This window comes from Clostridium paridis, from assembly GCF_016765615.1.
Classification (GTDB): Bacteria; Bacillota; Clostridia; order Clostridiales; family Clostridiaceae; genus Clostridium_T; species Clostridium_T paridis.
Window position 1 is genome coordinate 1 of sequence record NZ_JAESWA010000004.1, and the last position, 18387, is coordinate 18387.

General features: G+C 28.6%; 17 protein-coding genes and 1 tRNA gene. 4 read left to right on the forward strand and 14 right to left on the reverse strand.

The window, feature by feature from the left end; translation table 11 throughout:
* Nucleotides 1–142 precede the first annotated feature (142 nt).
* The 3 genes from JK634_RS00545 to JK634_RS00555 form a co-directional block, all read right to left on the reverse strand.
* On the reverse strand, nt 143–1855 hold the full coding sequence (locus JK634_RS00545) for a methyl-accepting chemotaxis protein (RefSeq protein WP_202765685.1): 1713 nt from the start codon (nt 1853–1855) through the stop codon (nt 143–145).
* 110 nt (nt 1856–1965) lie between these two features.
* Nucleotides 1966–2304, reverse strand: coding sequence for an ArsC/Spx/MgsR family protein (locus JK634_RS00550; RefSeq protein ID WP_202765686.1), 339 nt, complete (start codon nt 2302–2304; stop codon nt 1966–1968).
* 103 nt (nt 2305–2407) lie between these two features.
* On the reverse strand, nt 2408–3091 hold the full coding sequence (locus JK634_RS00555; RefSeq protein ID WP_202765687.1) for a YjgB family protein: 684 nt from the start codon (nt 3089–3091) through the stop codon (nt 2408–2410).
* 130 nt (nt 3092–3221) lie between these two features.
* Here JK634_RS00555 and JK634_RS00560 point away from each other — a divergent pair, with 130 nt between their 5' ends.
* From JK634_RS00560 to JK634_RS00570, 3 genes are all read left to right on the forward strand, one after another.
* Nucleotides 3222–4463 carry a clostripain-related cysteine peptidase gene (locus JK634_RS00560; RefSeq protein WP_202765688.1) on the forward strand — a complete coding sequence of 414 codons (1242 nt, stop codon included), beginning with the start codon at nt 3222–3224 and terminating at the stop codon, nt 4461–4463.
* 162 nt (nt 4464–4625) lie between these two features.
* Nucleotides 4626–5039, forward strand: a complete 414-nt coding sequence (locus JK634_RS00565) for a hypothetical protein (RefSeq protein WP_202765689.1) — start codon at nt 4626–4628, stop codon at nt 5037–5039.
* Between the two features lie 137 nt (nt 5040–5176).
* Nucleotides 5177–5377: a hypothetical protein gene (locus JK634_RS00570; protein ID WP_202765690.1), complete on the forward strand. Its 201-nt coding sequence runs from the start codon at nt 5177–5179 to the stop codon at nt 5375–5377.
* Nucleotides 5378–5467: 90 nt separating this feature from the next.
* On the opposite strand, the gene JK634_RS00575 is transcribed toward JK634_RS00570, so the two are convergent.
* Nucleotides 5468–5905: an SRPBCC family protein gene (locus JK634_RS00575; protein WP_202765691.1), complete on the reverse strand. Its 438-nt coding sequence runs from the start codon at nt 5903–5905 to the stop codon at nt 5468–5470.
* Nucleotides 5906–6097: 192 nt separating this feature from the next.
* Between JK634_RS00575 and JK634_RS00580 the strand changes: the two genes are divergently transcribed.
* Nucleotides 6098–6652 (forward strand): manganese efflux pump, encoded by a 555-nt coding sequence (locus JK634_RS00580; RefSeq protein ID WP_202765692.1) that lies wholly within the window; start codon nt 6098–6100, stop codon nt 6650–6652.
* 61 nt (nt 6653–6713) lie between these two features.
* On the opposite strand, the gene JK634_RS00585 is transcribed toward JK634_RS00580, so the two are convergent.
* The 10 genes from JK634_RS00585 to polA all read right to left on the reverse strand — a co-directional run bounded on the left by JK634_RS00585 (nt 6714) and on the right by polA (nt 18260).
* A complete protein-coding gene (locus tag JK634_RS00585; RefSeq protein WP_202765693.1) occupies nt 6714–6920 on the reverse strand; it encodes an alpha/beta-type small acid-soluble spore protein in 207 nt (68 codons plus the stop codon).
* A gap of 172 nt (nt 6921–7092) precedes the next feature.
* Nucleotides 7093–7178: transfer RNA gene (locus tag JK634_RS00590), tRNA-Leu, on the reverse strand.
* 57 nt (nt 7179–7235) lie between these two features.
* Complete coding sequence (locus tag JK634_RS00595; RefSeq protein WP_202765694.1) at nt 7236–8366, reverse strand: glycosyl hydrolase family 8; 1131 nt, start codon at nt 8364–8366, stop codon at nt 7236–7238.
* 13 nt (nt 8367–8379) lie between these two features.
* A complete protein-coding gene (locus tag JK634_RS00600) occupies nt 8380–9786 on the reverse strand; it encodes a glycosyltransferase family 2 protein (protein ID WP_202765695.1) in 1407 nt (468 codons plus the stop codon).
* Nucleotides 9787–9793: 7 nt separating this feature from the next.
* Complete coding sequence (locus JK634_RS00605; protein WP_202765696.1) at nt 9794–10942, reverse strand: HEAT repeat domain-containing protein; 1149 nt, start codon at nt 10940–10942, stop codon at nt 9794–9796.
* A gap of 1 nt (nt 10943) precedes the next feature.
* On the reverse strand, nt 10944–12212 hold the full coding sequence (locus JK634_RS00610; RefSeq protein WP_202765697.1) for a response regulator: 1269 nt from the start codon (nt 12210–12212) through the stop codon (nt 10944–10946).
* Nucleotides 12213–14336 carry a family 2 glycosyl transferase gene (locus tag JK634_RS00615; RefSeq protein ID WP_202765698.1) on the reverse strand — a complete coding sequence of 708 codons (2124 nt, stop codon included), beginning with the start codon at nt 14334–14336 and terminating at the stop codon, nt 12213–12215.
* Between the two features lie 143 nt (nt 14337–14479).
* Nucleotides 14480–15025, reverse strand: coding sequence for a lytic transglycosylase domain-containing protein (locus JK634_RS00620; protein WP_202765699.1), 546 nt, complete (start codon nt 15023–15025; stop codon nt 14480–14482).
* Between the two features lie 17 nt (nt 15026–15042).
* Nucleotides 15043–15642 (reverse strand): dephospho-CoA kinase, encoded by a 600-nt coding sequence (gene coaE, locus JK634_RS00625; protein WP_202765700.1) that lies wholly within the window; start codon nt 15640–15642, stop codon nt 15043–15045.
* Nucleotides 15643–15653: 11 nt separating this feature from the next.
* Nucleotides 15654–18260 carry a DNA polymerase I gene (polA, locus tag JK634_RS00630; protein ID WP_202765701.1) on the reverse strand — a complete coding sequence of 869 codons (2607 nt, stop codon included), beginning with the start codon at nt 18258–18260 and terminating at the stop codon, nt 15654–15656.
* Between the last annotated feature and the right edge of the window lie 127 nt (nt 18261–18387).

The window sequence follows — 18387 nt, forward strand, 5'->3', positions numbered from 1 at the left end:
GACATACCTAACTCTAGCACATCATTCACTGCTTTGATTTTAACTTCTAATGAATGTTTTGCCATAAAAAATACACCTCCAAATATTATTTTTGTCTAACATTTGGGGTGCACTTCATATTAGCTCCTTTAATTATGTATTATTAGATTTTAAACCTCTTAACCATTTCATTAAGATTCATAGCAAGCTCTGCTTGACTCTGTGATGCCTCTGAAACATCATTTATTGAGGCAGTAATTTCATTAATACTTCTTAAAATCTCATCTGAACCAGCAGCTGATTCTTCAGCAGTTGCAGTAACATTTTCAATGGCATCCGCAACTTGTCCAACTACTTCATTTATTTGTTTTGAAGATTTTGCAATATCCTCTATTATGCCATTTACAAGCTCAGCATCTTTTTCATATTGAATACCAGTACTCATAAGCAATTCAAAACTTGGTCTAACATCATTAGCTAAATACTCTAATATATCCTGACCACCTGATGAAAGGTTAGTAAATGCATTTCGAACTTGTACCACCATGTTTTGAATTTGTGCTACAGCTTCAGCTGATTGCTCAGCTAGTTTTCTTATTTCATCTGCAACAACTGCAAAGCCTTTTCCCTGCTCTCCAGCTCTTGCTGCCTCAATAGCTGCATTTAATGCTAATAAATTAGTTTGCGATGCTATCTCACCAATAGAATCTGCCATAATTCTAACTTCATCTACAATCTTGCCTTCTTTAATAGCATTTATAATATGCTGACTCTTTTCTCTGTATATAATCTCATTTGCTTCAATATTCTTTGTAGCCCTAGTTTTTAAATCTACTGCCCTATTTTTGATTTCAATAACAGACTTATAAGAATCATTTGCTTTATGTTCAAGTTCATTTGTTGTTGAATTAATCTCTTGTGTAGAAGCACTAACTTCTTCAGTTGTTGCACTTAAGTCTTGGGATCCCTTAGCTATTTGTTCAGTAGATTCATTTACTATTTCCATCCTTGAAGAAACCTCTTCTGAAGTTGCAGATAATTCTTCACTACTAGAACTTATGCTATATGCACTATCTGAGATTTGAGATACCAATGTTCTTACATTTTCTGCTGCATTATTTAAAGCTTGTGATAACACTCCTAATTCATCCTTAGAATCTACCTCTATTTTATGGGATAAATCCCCTTCTTCAAGAGACGTTGCAAGGTTTAACACCTTCTTTATACTTTTAGCAATAGATTGAGATATAGCAAATGCCATAACTATTCCTGCTAAAGTTGCAACAACTGCTAGTATTAACATGATATATAGAGTTGCCTTAAAAATTCCATTACTTGTCTCTTTATTTGTAGCCGCTTGATTATTTATTTCTAATATTAACTTATCAACAGAAGATGTTATATCTGATCTAATAGAACCTGTATTCTTGCTTAATTCCATTGCTTCATCATACTTTTTATCTTTCATTAAATTAATTGTGTCATCAACAGCTACTCTATATTTATTTAATCCATCTTTTAGACTTGATAACAGTCTCTTTTCGTTTTCTGAAAGATTTGTTTTTTCATAGTCAGCTAAAATACTATTATCTTCAGTTCTAATTTGACTAATACTGTCTACCGTCTTTTGAACATTATTAGAATCTCTACTTTCCACTAAATTAATTATATCTAATCTTGAAACTAATATATTGGAGTTGATTTTTTCAATATTCTTTAGTGTAATAAAATTATCATTATAAAGAGTATCTACATTAGCATTAATACTTTTAAGTCCATAAACACCAAATCCACCAACTACCACAATAAAAAACGTTAATATAGAAAAGGAAAGAACTAGTTTTTGTTTTATTCTCATATTTTTATACCATTTCATAAGTTTATCCTCCATTTATCAATAGATAATGATTATTTATTAATATTATATATCACGATGCTAATATTATCAATTTAATTCTGGAGATTATATATTTCCTATTGCTTTAACTACTCCCACTCTTTCCATATGCTAGGTTCAAATCCTACAGTTGCATTTTTACCATTTCTAACTATTGGAGTTTTATATAATTTAGGATTATTTAATAGCAGCTCTTCTCTTACTCCTTCTCCTCTAATCTTATCTAAATTTAAAGTTTTATATTCCTTTGCTTTTTCGTTTATAAGTTTATCAAGTCCTACAGCTGCCTTAATTGTTTCTAGCTCTCTTTTACTTATAGCCTTTTGATTTAAATCAATAAACTGGTATTTTATTTTTCTCTCTTTAAAATATCTTTCTGCCTTTTGTGTATCAAAACATTTCTTTACTCCAAATATCTGTATATTCACTTCATTACCTCCATACCGCTTTTTCTAATATCAAATATATTATCATAAAAACCTTAAAATAAAAATGAGAGAAGCTAATGAAAGCTTCTCTTAAACTTTTCTTTTACCACTCCCTACCAGGATCATCTGCCATATTATTAACTGTCCCCTTAGGATATAAAACTGAATAATGATCTAATTTAGTATCATCGCTGCCCGAGGTACCTGAAAATACAAATAAAATTTTAAAATCCGTACTTGCTACATAACCTAATATCTCTTCTCCATTCGACTTGACATTATAGGCAGGATTTCCAAAATATTTTTTTACCATTTGAAGTGTAACTCCATTTAATTTTTTATCATAGGATCTAACTTCAAATACTTGATCTCCTTTATTAGAGCCAAAGACAACATTATGCTTTGAATATGTGGTATACATGCCTTTTGCTGCAGAAACCCACTCAGATTTATCTGCTTTTCCCCAAGCTTTTTCTACATCTTGAAGATTTGTTGTCTTAGCCTTAAAATCACTGTTTATTATTTTTCCTTGTTTGGCTAAATTTTTTATACTTTCAAGTAATGAATTTTGAGTATTCTTCCCTTGTTGCTCTGAATTATTAGTATTATTATTTGCTGTATTTCCTTCATCCTCTTTTTCATCATTTGTTGAATTTTGACTTGTGTTATTATCTTGATTATTATTAGCAGTTTTATTTGAATTTGAACAACCAAACATTGAAATTAATGAAAAAGTTAGTATAGTACTGATACATAATGCAATATAAGATCTTTTAGATTTATTCATAAAAATTCTCCTCTTTCTTATATTTGTACATAAATTATTTCACTTATATTTTACCCTAATTTAGCTCTTTTAGTTACTTATTAATTTAATATTCATATAATGAAATAAAAGCCCAAAAGTGGTGTTTACGATGAACAAGATAGAAACAAAGGATTGGACAATTCTTATATATGCAAATGGAAATAATGACTTATCTTCTATAATGTTAAAGTCAAAAATATCAGCAGAAAAAATAGGATCTACAAAAAGTGTTAACGTAGTAATGCAAATTTCTAGAGAAAGCTCGGAGTTATTAAGTATTCTTAAACCTGCAACCTTAGTAGATAATATTAATGAATACTGGACTGGAGTTAGAAGGTATTACATTCAAAATCCTAATTCAAAATTATTATCAGACTTAGGAAATATCTGTATGGCAGATCCTAATAACTTATATGAATTTATAAAATGGGGTATAGAGAATTATCCTTCAAATCACTATGCACTAATTTTATCTGATCATGGTGGTGGATTTATTGCTGCTATGCCAGACTTAAGTCAAGATAGGCCTTATATGATGGGAATATATGATCTTTGTAAAGCAATTAATCTGATATATCAAGATATTGGTGTTCAGATTGATATTCTTATGTTTGATATGTGTTTTATGAATACACTTGAGATAATATATGAACTTGGAAAAGAAAAAATAAATACAGTAAAATCAGTTTTGACTTATATTAAAACGGGTCCGTTAGAGGGCTTAAATTATTATAAACTAGTTAAGTTTTTTGATGAAAATCATAATGAATTAAACAATAAATTATTCCTAAAAAATCTTATTGATGACTTAAATTCAAATCTAGTTGCACTTGATATTGATTATGATAAACTTACAAAATTAAAGGAATTAGTTAGTTCAATGGCTTACTTTTATCTTAAAAATAATAATTGTAATAGTATAAATACATCATTAAATTATACAATAACTAAAAAATCATTCTGGCATATGTATAAAATAGAATTTGAAGAAAAGCTTAATGATATAACTATCTATAATAATAAATTTCTAAATGACAAAAATAATACTTTAAATGTTATAGATTTAACCACTAAGCATAATGTAAATAAAGAAGTTTTAAGTAAATATGAGGACTGTTACTATAAATTAGCCTTTGCAAAGGATAATTATTGGTTCAATTTATTATTTGATAAACCTATAGACTATAAATATGAATCCAGTTTAGAAGAATCGACATTAAATCCTTTTAAATTAGATAGATATGAACTGCTTAAAATTATTACTGCTGTAAATCCTTCTTATAATGAAGAAGAAAAAGAATTAATACTCAAAAGATTATGTTCTTATAAAAAATGGACTAATCTTAAATAAATAATAATGCCATACTATCTCACTATAGTATGGCATTTAATAATATTATGTTCATTACTTAATATTTATTTCTTAAACTTTTGTATGATGTATACTTTAATGATATAATTATTTATTGTCGAAAAGTAATGACAAATAAAAAAAGTAAAGTGAGATTATAAAATGAAAAATGAAAAATTAGAAAGAGCAATAAATAGAATAGATAGTGATATTGCTGCTATGAATACAGCTAAAAAGTACTTATCAAATGTAGAAGAAATACATCAGGTAGTTGAAACCTTAAACACTAAAAGACAATTATTAGCTAATGAAATATATGCTGAAGATCATAAGTGTTATTTCGAATGTCGCGCAGTTATAGAATCAATGTTGGAGAAAGCTTTAGGAAAAGAAGAACAGGCTCAATTGCTAGAGATGATAAAAGAAAAGTTTGGTAGACAATCACCAAATGTAAGTAAGAAAAGTAGCGGTCTCAATGCTTGGTTAAAAGAACTAAGTATCGAATATAATTGGATCCATGATGAAGGAACTGATTGGGATAAATTAATCATAACAGGATTTGGCTTATATAAATAAATTAAAATAAAATTCATTGAAGACCTTCTTATTCTTAAATAAGAAGGTTTTTCGTTAGAAGAAAACCTTACCAGATTTATTTTTATAAATTATGACATACTAATAAAGAAATAATTTTTATTAAGGAGGCTATTTCGATGGTACAAGATAGCACTGAAAATTTACTTAAGAATGAGCTTAATTCTAGTACCAAGGTTATAAAAGAATTTATTAATATGAATAATATTAATTTAAATGAAGCTAATGATATACTTAATAATACTCAGCTCAATGATAAAAATTATAGTAAAGAAATCAAAAATATTACTCAATCTAGAGAAATAAAAACTTATATATAATGTAATGAAACAAAATGAAGTTTATGAAAAATAAATTAAAGGAAAGCTCCCTTTGTTATATTCTACAAGCAGAGCTTTCCTTTATTATTTTTACTGAGTGTTATTATTTTCTTCTACATACTTTTTAAAGTTATCTAAGATTGACTGCCATCCTCTTTGTTGGAGCTCAATTGAATTAGTGTCTTCAGCTTCAAAGTTTTCCATAACTATAGTCTTATTTGAATTGTTTGCAAATGATATTCTTACTTTTCTACCATCTCCCATTGTATAAGATATTAATTCGTTTAATTTTACTTCATCATATACTCCACCAAAATCAAATCCAAAACTTCCGTCTTTTGCTTCCATTCTAGAAAGGAATTTCCCTCCTACTCTTAAATCATTTTCTGCAAAAGGAGTATGCCAATCCTCAGAAGCACTATTCCATTTTTTTATATGTTCTGGCTCTGTCCAGTACTCCCATACTTTTTCTACTTGTTCATTAATGGTAGTTTCAACTGTTATTGTAGGTTTTTTATCTGTCTCCATTCTATTCCTCTCCTTTTTAAATATTTATTTCTTTTATAATACTTCAAAAACAGACCAAATAAAATTCTTTTTTCTAAAATATAACACAATTCTGTATATTTTACATATCATATATTCAAGAATAACTTACCACCATTAAATTTTATAACTCTATATAATAAGTCGGTACTTAAATATAAGGTGGTGAAGACTATGCTGCAAACTACTCTTTATTTACTATTAATAGCCCTTATTAATAGTTTTGATAATATTGGAATAAGAATTGCCTATAGCATTGGAGGAATTAAGGTTCAGCTCAAGAAAAATTTTCTTATATCATTAATGGCATTTACTGTTGCGTTTACTTCCTCTCTTTCTGGCAGCTTAATATCTAATTTCTTAAGCGATAATGTAGCCTCATTCCTTAGCATGCTTCTAATCTCAGGAACTGGTATCAAAATTATGCTTGAGCCATTCCTAAAAAAGAAAGATATTACTGAGCAAGTAAAAACATTAAGCTATAAAGAATCTATTTCTATTGGACTTGCTTTAGCACTTGACGACATTGGTGGTTCGGTAGGAGTTGGTTTAGCTGGTTATCATCCGCTTGCAGTAGGCTTAACTTTCTTCTTTGTAAGTTTTCTTATATTTTTCTCTGGTAATTATGCTATAGAACTTTTAAGCAAATTTAAAATCGACAAAAGAATTGCTACTGTTCTAGCTGGCTTATTAATGATTGCAATGGGAATATCTCAAATTTTAGATTGAATTTTCTTTATACCTAATAGGGGCAGTATTTAAAAATATTGCCTCTACTTGAAAAGTATTTTTATAGTTTTTTCTCAAAATCTTCAATCATTTTTTTAACCATCTGCCCACCTAATGGTCCTCCAATTTTCCCAGCTTCCTTAGTTGTTATATCTCCACTATATTCTTTATTTAAATCCACTCCTACTTCTTTTGATGTTTCTACTTTAACCTTATGTAACCCTTCTTTTGCTTCAGGTACTAATATTTTATTACTTCTACGAGCCATTTCAGTTCCTCCTTAATATAGTCATAAAATTAATCATTACTATTATTTGTATATATTAATTAACTACACCTCTTTATTTGTGGAAATAGAACCATGACTCACCTCAAATTTTTATAATAAAAAATAAACACATGAGGTACTCTTATTAGTACATCATGTGTTTAATTACTTATGGTGCAGGTGACGGGACTTGAACCCGTACGTTCGTAGAACACACGCCCCTCAAACGTGCCTGTCTGCCAGTTCCAGCACACCTGCTTATACACTGTTACTTATATATAATAAATTTATTATAAGCTTTTGTCAATTGTGATACTATAAATCTGCATTCTTTTTAGCTAAAAAAATTAGTGCGTTTAAATTGTCATAGGAATACACAACTTTAGTTTGCTCATTTCCAAAAGAACCGTAGATTTCACTATCTTTATTTTTAGCTTGGAATTCTAACATTCTTTTCTTTAGCGCATCAGCCTCAGTTTGCCTATTTGCATTTTCGAATATCTCTCCACATATTGCATACACTGAAGTAGACTCAAATTCGCTTGTCCTGTTTCCGTTAAAATCATATTTTATATATAACTTATTTTCTTTACTGAATTCTTTCCATAACCAATCAAGTTCTTTTGAAATATCAACACCTGCTAATTGAAGATTTTTTAATACATTAAGTGAGTATACTATCTCTACGTCTTTTTCATCTGAATACTTATTTTCTTTTGGTAAATAACTCTTCTTAAATAAGGGCACTCCTTTTATAGGTTGTCCATTTTTCAAGATATCTAAGGAATTACTATAAATCTTTTTCCACTTGGAATTTGATTTTTCTAATAACTCCATGGTTTTAAGGTCTAAATAGCACAAAACAACTAAATTACTTGATGTCGTACCATCATTAGAATCATATAGATAACCTTCTTTTGACACCTTCTTCAAAGTATCTTGTGATATGCTAATTGCAAGATACTTATATTTAAAGTCCCCCCATCTATCATATGCATAAAGCAAGCTTCTTACTATTCTTAAATCATCAATAGTAGATGAACTTTTATTGGTTTCACTATTATTGTATCTCCATGCAAGCAATCCATTCTTTAATCTCATTTTATTCTTAATTATGTCATAATTGCTATCAAACTCAACTTTTTCTCCTGAGTTAACTAAATACAACATCAATAAACCTTCTGATTCAGATAAAACCGTATGCCCTTTTGTTATGTCTCCCTCATTAGGTCCATCTAGATAATTAGTATATACTCCATACCCATCCTTATACATTTTACTAATTAAAAAGTTATAATTTAAAACTTCCTCTTTTGACTTTTCTTCTGTTTTCCATGATACATTTAAATTCTGCTTAAAAATATATGGCTTAACAATAACAAAAGTCACTGATAATATAATTATCATGATGATTAATATAATTTTTATAATTTTATGTTTCTTCATATACCCTCACCAATTAAGAAAATGCTTTTCTCTTAATCTTCCCCCAACTATTTCTTTTCTTTCTAAATTTAATAATTCCTTCTAATCTAAATAATACTGTAAGCTGTCTATATCCAAAGTTCTCTAAAACTCCAAAAAAACTTAAACGAAGTAATTGCCTTAAACTTGGATATTTATTAAATGTGTATTCTTCAAGCAAAATTGCTCCTATTGACAAAATGATTCCATAAAGTATTGATGAAGTAAGAAAAAGAATAAAAAACCTTAAGTCTAAAAATCCAAAAATAAAAGAAAGAGGAATTAAGAAATAACCAATGACCTCAATTAATGGACCTGTCATTTCAAAAATCCAAAAATATGGAGCTGCAATAAGCCCTATTGAACCATATTTAGGATTAAATAAAACTTTCTTGTGCCTAAACAAGCTGTCCATAAGTCCTATTTGCCACCTTACTCTCTGACTTTTCAAATCTTTTATCCTTTCCGGTGCTTGTGTCCAACATACAGGATCTGGTATAAATTTTACCTTATATTCCCTCTTGTTGGCAAGCATATATTCATGTATTTTCATTACAAGCTCCATATCTTCTCCTATAGTTCCTACACTATACCCCCCTACTTCTATAACTTCCGCCTTGCTAAATGCACCAAAGGCTCCAGATATTATAAGCAGAGATCCCATGGCATCCCATCCCATTCTTCCAGTTAGAAAGGCTCTTAAATATTCAATAATCTGAAACATTGCTATTCTATTTTTAGGAAGATCTATTTTCTTTATAATTCCATCTCTTATAGAACTTCCATTTGCAATTCTAACAATTCCTCCAACTGCAATAGTTGCTTTATTTTCGATAAATGGCATTGTAACTCTTATCAAAGAGTCACTTTCAATTATAGAGTCAGCATCTATTGCAGCGAAAATAGGATACTTTGATACATTTATCCCTGCATTTAGCGCATCAGCTTTCCCTCCATTTTCTTTATCAACCAAAACTAAGTTGGGTATATCTATATTTTTGTAAATTCCTTTTATGTTTTGAGTTTTAACTCTATATCGTATTGGTTGTTTTAGCATAACTAAATCAAATGCCTCAATTACTTTTTTTAAGGTTTCATCTTTTGAACCGTCATTTATTACTATAATTTCAAAATTAGAATAGTTAAGGGATAACAAGGACTTAATATTGTCCACAATGGTTTCTTCTTCATTATATGCAGGAACTAACACGGAGATAGGAAGCATATTTTCCGATGAACTGTATTTTTTATAGTCAGAATATATTATCTTTTTAATATAATCCGATAAACTAAAGGCAGATAGTATTAATTGAATGAAATATATAGAATTAATTAATAAAACATAATATAAAATAAAATTATTAAAATTGTAAATAATTCTTCCAATAACATTCCAGCTCATATTCCACCTAACTTTCTTTCATTGATAAATAATCTGAAAATAACTCGTATAGTTCTTTCTTATTTGGTTCCCTTGAATATTGGAATACAAATATATCTTGAGTCAAACCGCTTCCTTCAAGTGCTGAAACAATACTATCTTTTGCAAATTCATCATCACTCATAAATATTTCTCTAAGCTTATTAATCCCTGCTTTTATATTTATAATTGAATTAGCAGAATTATATCTAACCCACCATTCACTATCAGAAAGTGCATTAATTAAAGAATCCAGTGCTCTTTCATCTTGCATTGCTCCAAGAGCTTTTGCAGCTGCAGACCTCACCTCCCAATTTCTATCTTTTAATTTATTTAATATTTGATCTAAAAATCTAGTATCACCAGTTTTACCAATTGCTTTTATTGCTGCTATTCTTTTTTCCTTGTTTTCATTATTAATAAATCTTGCTATATTCTCATTTAATGTAGGTACCATATATCCTCCTGTGGTTTTTATAAATACAGTAGATACAAATACATTAGGGAAATCCAGCATTTTATTAAATAATCCTAGCTTATCACCTTCAAAGCTATCTATTATTTCAGTTAATGCTCTCTCACTTAAGTTAAATTTATTGCCTAAAATATTAAATGCCTCTATTAAAGCTTCTTTATTGCCTATTTTTGTTAATGCCATTAATACGTTATATCTTATATCAATGGACCTTATTCTAAGGACTTTTAATAGATATTCTGTGGCAGCTTCATTTTTAAATATTCCGAGGTTTTTACATGAATGGGCCACTTTAAAATAATCTCTGCTTTTTAAATTTTTAAATTCATATTCTAGAAGTCCTATATTATAGCATACTTCACTCATTCTTTTTGATACTATTCCAGTGTAAATATTACTATAAAATGCAATTCTATCAATTATAATTCTGCGTTTAAGCTTATTTTTTGCTAGCTTACTTAGTTTTTGAATTTCTTCAAAAGTACCCTCTCTTTTCTCTAAATTAATCATAAATTCATCAAAAAAATCCACTATATCCTTATAATAGCTTTTTGACTTTTTATGAATATATTTTTCCAAAAATTTTTGATAAACTAGGTAAATGTATAAAATAAGTATAAATCCTATAAAAAATACAATTGAATAATAAACTAATCTCTCCATATTACCTCTTCTGTAATAACTTATTAATCCTTGCATCTAATTCAATTGGTGAGGCAGGTCTGCTTAAAAAATCATCTGCTCCTTCGTTAAATGCTCTCTCAATTAATGTTTCACTTTTTTGCAATGTAAATACTATGATTTTAGTATCTTTATTTGCTTTTTTAACTTCTCTTATTATTTCAACGCCTGTCATTCCAGGGAGTATAAATTCTGTTATGACAATATCTATTAAATATAATGATAAAATTTTACTTAAAGTCTCCACTTCATTAGCTGTGTATACCTTAAAATCTTTATTCTTATATCTTTTTTTAATTATCTTTAAAAATTCTTTGTCTTCGTTTATAATAAGAATGCTCTTTGAATTTATTTCAATATTCTTATCACTTAAATATACTTTTCCTCTTTCCTTTCTCTTAAATTTCAATAATTCAATTAATGCTATCTTTAAAATATCTTCCTCTTCTTGAAATTCTCTAACATTTCCAGTTATACTTATTTCCACTTTAAATTCATTAGATAACTTACTAATTTCATTTGCAATTTCCTCACCAAGCTTAAGCACATATAATGAGGTTTTATTGGGAAATACCATTAAAAACTTTCCTCCAGCTACTCTGAATATGAAATCTCTTAGTTCTAATTTATCTTTTAGTATACTTGTTATTTTTCTAATAACTTCATTTCCTGCTAATTTCCCAATGTTCTTATTAATAGCGGATAAATCATCTATATCTACTATCAAAATTGATAACTTTGATTTATCTTTCTTAGATATATCTATCTCTTTTTTAAGCAATTTCTCTCCGTAAGTAGCTGTATACGTGCCTGTTAGAGAATCATATATTAAGGAATTAACATATTCATTATAAATACTTATAATGTTCTTTAGTTTTAAGACTAGCTCTTTTGAATTTATTGTTTCCTTGAGGTAATCTATTGCTCCCATTTCCATTGCTTCTAATTTAACTTCATTATAAAATTCCCCAAGAAATAATATTGGCATCTTTTTAAATTTATCTTCTTTCCTTAGGTTTTTATATAATTCAAAGGATATTCTTTCAAGGTCATCTTCAATAATTATTAAGCTAATACTTTCTTCTAATAAATCTAAAAAAACGTCTTCTTTTTCCTCCATAAAGTCTTTAATACTTTCTATGAGAACCCCAAATCCATAGGTATTGCATTCTACAACCCAGTTAGGAAGTTTTTTTTCATTATGAGTAAAAAATAGTATGCTTCCTTTAGCTTCATTAACATTTACCAACATTTAACTCGCTCCAATTCTTTTAAATGCATCTTTTAAAATATAGTAAGATGGTTTTAATCTTTCATGATATTTGGGCATTTCCCACTCATCCCAATTAAATGTTCCTATATTTCCACTCTCTATTGTTCCATCTGCATTAAAAATACTTAAACCAATTTGAAAATTTTGTGCTTTTATAGGCTTTATACCTTCTATATGTAAGTCATTCATAATCATCTTCTCAGATGGGTCCATCACATTAAATAATTGCCAAGGGATTCTTATTTCTATATTATCTCCGTTAGTGTAAAAATCACTTAAGGAATTAAAATCCTTATTTTTAGGGTTCCCATTTCCGTAAAATAATTTGCCTGTTTCATATTTGGTAAATGGAATAACTCTCTTATCCTGTGGCAACTTAAGTTGTCTATTTAAACACAGATAAATTGGATTAAATGTTCCACTGTTTTTAGCATCAAAGTTTGGATTTATATCAATCATTCCAAGTTTTGAATATATATAATAAAATGAGTCATAATAGCTATCTACAAGTACTCTAGAATTATCTTTTCCATTTATAAAAAGCAAGAATTCTGATCCCATATTTAAGTTTAAATTAAAATCTTTATAGTAACTATTACCACTATTTTTTAGAGTATCTATTGAAATAATAATTTTATCCTTAAATAGCTGTAAATCTTTTTTCTTTATCCAAAAATATATATATTTTTCATCAGACTTTACATAAAGTTCTGCACTATTAGTTTTAGAAACATTATTACTATTAATCCACTCTTTAGTATTTCCATCAACATAACAAATGCTTTCCTTTTCTCCTGGATCAAAAGCCAATACTCCAAACTCCTGTTCATTTGTTTGAGGATTTGACCAAAAGGGTCTTCTATCAGGTATATCTAAATCCATGGTATTCCAGGTTCTCTTAAACCATTCATCTTGCCATGTAAAAATGAGTCCACCTGCATAACCAGTATTATAAATATCTTGTAGCATTGATACTTCCATCTCTCCTTGAGATTTTTCGTCAATCTCTCCTTGATTAAAGCCTGTATGAATATTCTCATGTGCCTTTCCTCTTGATGCTGGAATTCCGAACTCAGCTACTAATACCGGAATGCTATGTTCCTTTATTAAATCCTCCAAATAAGCTTTGTAGGTATTAACTTCTCCACTTTTATTTTGTATATATTCTTTTTGATAATTCATAAAGTCTGGGTAATAGGGATAAATGTGATAAGATGCAAAAAGCCCCGGCTTAAAATTTTCTTTACTTAAAATATGCATTGGATTTACTGGAACCAAGTCCTCTTTGGGTAAAGGTTCATTGGGATGACTTAACAAATCTGTAGTTACCCAATTGGTAAAGCTCGTAGGTCTTTGCATTTTATATTTATCTGTTTCATATTTAATTGCATAATCCTGAATTTCTGCTAGCCAATTTTCAAAAGGTGAAGCGCCCTTTGTATAAATATAATTACCATCATAAGATTTCTTAGCAGCATTCTTTTCATTTGTACTAATTACAAACGCGGGATCCCACTCTATACCAAGTATCCAAGCAGAGATATAATTTGAGACATCGTGTGTGTACTTTCCGCTGGCAAAACCTCTTTGTTCTTTAAGTTCAGCATTTCCATGAATTATATCAATTAAATTTTTAGTGTCTTCCTTAACCGTATCTAATATTTTTTTATCAAAGGCATCTCCAATTGAGGCCATATCTTCTTCATTAACCCAAACTCCCTGCATAACATATATAGGATTAAAATTTTTCTTGTTATATTCATATAAGGCCTCATAAAATTCAGGTTTAAGAGTTGTATAGACTCTTATAGTATTTGAATTCATGTTACTTATTTCCTTAAACCAATCAAGGTATTCTTCTTTTGTTAATGCTAGTTCACCTGGGAAGTGTCCTGGCTTTCCAAGTCCAAGATTTACCCCTTTAATAAATTCTTTTTTCCATCTTCCATATTTATAGATATAAAAACTCTTATTATCTGCTTTTGCAATATAAGCAACATCATTTTTGAATAGAGAAGTCTTATCTCTAATTACTGGCGCTATTTTTATTCCTATAACAATAAAAACTATGATTAGTGTAACCGTTAAAAAATACTTTTTCATATAAACCTCCAAATGCTATTGAAGAATTAATATATAGTTTCCCATGTTACAAAAAGTTTATCCTTTTAAGCAATATAAAAAGGGAAGTCATTATAACTTCCCTTCTGTCATACTTACTTATATTACTTTTAATTAATTATAAACTATGTTTTATATAAAAGTTTATATATATTATAATTTACCTTAACCTTCTTAATATATTTATCTGTTTCACCATAGGGAATGTTATGCAGATTCTTCCCATCCTTTGATATGTCGGAGTTATTTAGCCATTTACTTACATTACCTCTTCCTGCATTATATGCTGCCAAAACTAATTCAGTTGTACCAAACTCCTCTTGTAAGTTCTTTAAATACCAGCAACCCATTTGTATATTCTTTTCTGGATCAAATAAATCTTCACTTTTAAAGTTAATATCATTCATTGACTTTGCAATCCATTCAGCTGTTGGTTCAGTCAATTGCATTAACCCAATGGCCTGTTTCTTAGAAGCAACGTCTTTGTTAAACTTACTTTCAGTATTAATTACAGACATCACTAAATATGGATCTAAGCCATTTTCTTTTGAATATTTCAAAATATAATCCTTATATTTAAGTGGATATAAAGTATTATATATAATTTCTCTTGAAATCAATACAATAGCTATTAGAGTCAAAACTACTATAAATACTCTCTTTACTTTCATTATTGTCTCCCATAGAATTATTTATAACTATTTAATATTTCAACTAAATCTTTTACCTGTACTGCAGTTGATGCTATATCTTTTGAATTATCAACAATTATGTTTGAAAAATCCTTTTTCTTGTCTAAATTCATCTGTGAATTTATTCTTTGAAGAGCTTCACTTTGATTTAGCTTATCTCTCTCCTTAAGCCTTGCAATTTGAGTATTATGGTCTACCCATACTAGAATTACTAGGTCCATTGACTCATGAAGTTTATTTTCTATTAATGTTGGAGCATCCAAAATAACTATTTTCTCACCTTTTTTTTCTTTTTCAAGAAATGCTAAATCAATTTCTTTTAATATATATGGTAGAATTATCTCTTCATACTTTATTCTTAGTCTTGGAAACCTAAAAATATGATTACCAAATTCTTTTCTTCTAAATTCTCCTCTCCAGTCAAAAAAACCTTCCCCAAATTCTACTCTTACTCTTTTTAATATTTCGGGATATTTTTTAAGTACATCCTTAGCTATTGTATCTGCATCTATTATCTTAAATCCTGATTCTCTTAAGAATCCTGAAACTGTACTTTTTCCTGATGCAATTCCTCCAGTTAGTCCGACCTTTAACATTTTACTCACTCCTATTTTGCGTCATACCAATTGTGACCAACATTCAAGTCAACTTCTAAAGGAACACTTAACTCTAAAACATTTTCCATTTCTGTTTTTACTAGTTTTTTAACTTCCTCTAGCTCATTAGGCTTAACGTTTAATATAAGTTCATCATGAACTTGTAATATTAATGTACTCTTTAAATTCTTTTCTCTAAGTTTGTCATAAACTTTTATCATAGCTATTTTTATAATATCTGCAGCACTTCCTTGAATAGGTGCATTCATAGCTAATCTTTCCCCTAACGCCTTCAATATCTTATTTGAAGCTTTTATTTCAGGTATAAATCTTCTACGATTTAATATTGTATGAACATACCCATCTTCGTTTGCTTTTTCTATCACTCCATTTAAATATCCTTTTATTTTAGGGTATCTATCAAAGTATATACTCATATATTCGCCTGCTTCTTTTTTGGTAATACCTAAATCTTGTGCAAGCGAAAAATCAGAAATACCATATACTATTCCAAAATTAACTGCCTTTGCTCTCCCTCTCATTAAAGAAGTTACTTCTTCTAATGGTACTTTAAAGACTTCTGATGCAGTTTTTGTATGGATATCTATATCCTCTTTAAAGGCATTTATCATATTATCATCTCCAGACATATGAGCTAGCACTCTTAACTCAATTTGAGAATAATCTGCAGATAGAATTAAATCATCATCATTATTTGGTATGAATACTTTTCTTATTGCTCTACCCATTTCATACTTTATAGGTATATTCTGAAGATTAGGCTCTGTTGAACTTAATCTACCAGTTGTTGTAACTGTTTGGTTAAAACTTGAATGTATATGTCCATCTGCATCTATAACATTCTTTAACCCTTCAATATATGTTGAATATATTTTAGATATTTGTCTAAAATAAGTAATTTCCTTAATTATAGGGTGTTTATCTACTAGTTTCTCTAACACCTCAGCATTAGTTGAGTAACCAGTTTTAGTCTTTTTAACTGGCGGTAAATCTAATTTTTCAAATAATATTTTACCTAGCTGCTTAGGTGAATTTATATTAAATTCTTCACCAGCTAATTCATATATCTTAGCTCCTGTCTCTTCTATCTCCTTTTTAAATGTGACTGAAAGCTCTTCTAACATATTTTTATTTACTTTAAAGCCCTCACATTCCATAGCTGATAGAACATCTGCTAATGGAAGCTCTACCTTATAGTAAAGTTCCTCCATATCATCAGCCTTTAACCTTTCTATAAATATATTAGAAAGTTCTTTTAGATAATGAACTCCATCAGCTTTTATTTCTTCTTGTGAACCTTTTAGTTCCTTACCTAAATATTCCCCAATTAAAACTTCTAATGGATACTTTCCTTTTGAGGAATCTATTATATATGCTGCTAATTCCACGTCAAATTCTATTGATTTAGGTTCTATATTAAACTTTCTTAAGACAGTTAGTGTATTCTTTATTCCATATGAGTATTTAATTATAGTATCATTTTCAAATATTTCCTTAAGTAGTTTAATATAATCATCTCTATTTTCTTTTTCAATATCTAATGCTTTTACTTCATAATCTCCAAGCTCTGTACTTATAAATAATTTCTCTATATTAATTTTTGAATATAATTCTGAATCTACAAGTTGAGATACTATATATACTTCTTTTTTGATACTTGAAACAAGTTCCTTAAAGCCTTTTAAACTATCTATATTTTTAACTGGAATTTTCTCAACTTCCTCTTTTTCTTCAGCAAGTTCAAATCTTCCCAATAAGGATTTCATGCCAAGTCTTAGGAATAAGTTTCTTACTTCAACATTATTAATATGCTCTTTATATTTTTTATCTTCCCAAGTGAATTCAACTGGAACATTTCTTATAATTGTGGCAAGTCTCTTGCTAAACACTGCATCTTCTCTATGATTTTCTAGGTTTTCTTTAATCTTCTTACCACTAATTTCTTCTATATTATCTAAAACATTTTCTAAAGTTCCATAGGTTTGAATCAATTTATAAGCAGTCTTTTCACCTATACCTGGAACCCCTGGAATGTTATCTGATTTATCTCCCATTAATCCTTTTACATCAATAAATTGAGTTGGAGTTACTCCAAAATCCTCTATCATTTTTTTATAATCATATATTTCTTTTTCTGAAACACCCTTTTTAGTGATAATTATCTTTGTTGAATCAGAAGCTAGTTGCAGTGCATCTCTATCTCCTGTCAAAATATAAACTTCCTTATCACTTTCTTCTCCTAGTTTTGAAATAGTTCCAAGCAGGTCATCTGCTTCAAAACCATCTAATTCAAAAACAGGTATGCCAAGAAGAGCCAACATGTCCTTCACAACTGGAAATTGCTCTGCTAATTCATCTGGCATTCTTTTTCTACCTGCTTTATAATCAGTGTATTCTTCATGTCTAAATGTAGGCGCTTTTCTATCAAAAGTCGCTATTATGTAATCAGGCTGAATTTCATCTTCTATCTTAAAAATCATATTTGCAAATCCATAGATCGCATTAGTATGTAGCCCTTCACTATTAGTTAGTGGTGGTAGTGCATAAAAAGCTCTATTCATGATTGAATTAGAATCTATAAGTAATACTCTTTCCATAACTTCCTCCATATTATATAAACACTTTTTCATTATAATTATACTATTTTTCTTGGAAAACTTCACCTTAGTATTATTAATTTTAACACATATAGATTATAATATAACCATATAGAAAAATATATTT

Bases quoted from the DNA above. Each gene is read 5' to 3' on its own strand.
- JK634_RS00545 (WP_202765685.1), bottom strand. From the start codon at position 1,855: ATGAAATGGTATAAAAATATGAGAATAAAACAAAAACTAGTTCTTTCC.
- JK634_RS00555 (WP_202765687.1), bottom strand. From the start codon at position 3,091: ATGAATAAATCTAAAAGATCTTATATTGCATTATGTATCAGTACTATA.
- JK634_RS00560 (WP_202765688.1), top strand. From the start codon at position 3,222: ATGAACAAGATAGAAACAAAGGATTGGACAATTCTTATATATGCAAAT.
- JK634_RS00565 (WP_202765689.1), top strand. From the start codon at position 4,626: ATGAAAAATGAAAAATTAGAAAGAGCAATAAATAGAATAGATAGTGAT.
- JK634_RS00570 (WP_202765690.1), top strand. From the start codon at position 5,177: ATGGTACAAGATAGCACTGAAAATTTACTTAAGAATGAGCTTAATTCT.
- JK634_RS00575 (WP_202765691.1), bottom strand. From the start codon at position 5,905: ATGGAGACAGATAAAAAACCTACAATAACAGTTGAAACTACCATTAAT.
- JK634_RS00580 (WP_202765692.1), top strand. From the start codon at position 6,098: ATGCTGCAAACTACTCTTTATTTACTATTAATAGCCCTTATTAATAGT.
- JK634_RS00585 (WP_202765693.1), bottom strand. From the start codon at position 6,920: ATGGCTCGTAGAAGTAATAAAATATTAGTACCTGAAGCAAAAGAAGGG.
- JK634_RS00595 (WP_202765694.1), bottom strand. From the start codon at position 8,366: ATGAAGAAACATAAAATTATAAAAATTATATTAATCATCATGATAATT.
- JK634_RS00600 (WP_202765695.1), bottom strand. From the start codon at position 9,786: ATGAGCTGGAATGTTATTGGAAGAATTATTTACAATTTTAATAATTTT.
- JK634_RS00605 (WP_202765696.1), bottom strand. From the start codon at position 10,942: ATGGAGAGATTAGTTTATTATTCAATTGTATTTTTTATAGGATTTATA.
- JK634_RS00610 (WP_202765697.1), bottom strand. From the start codon at position 12,212: ATGTTGGTAAATGTTAATGAAGCTAAAGGAAGCATACTATTTTTTACT.
- JK634_RS00615 (WP_202765698.1), bottom strand. From the start codon at position 14,336: ATGAAAAAGTATTTTTTAACGGTTACACTAATCATAGTTTTTATTGTT.
- JK634_RS00620 (WP_202765699.1), bottom strand. From the start codon at position 15,025: ATGAAAGTAAAGAGAGTATTTATAGTAGTTTTGACTCTAATAGCTATT.
- coaE (WP_202765700.1), bottom strand. From the start codon at position 15,642: ATGTTAAAGGTCGGACTAACTGGAGGAATTGCATCAGGAAAAAGTACA.
- polA (WP_202765701.1), bottom strand. From the start codon at position 18,260: ATGGAAAGAGTATTACTTATAGATTCTAATTCAATCATGAATAGAGCT.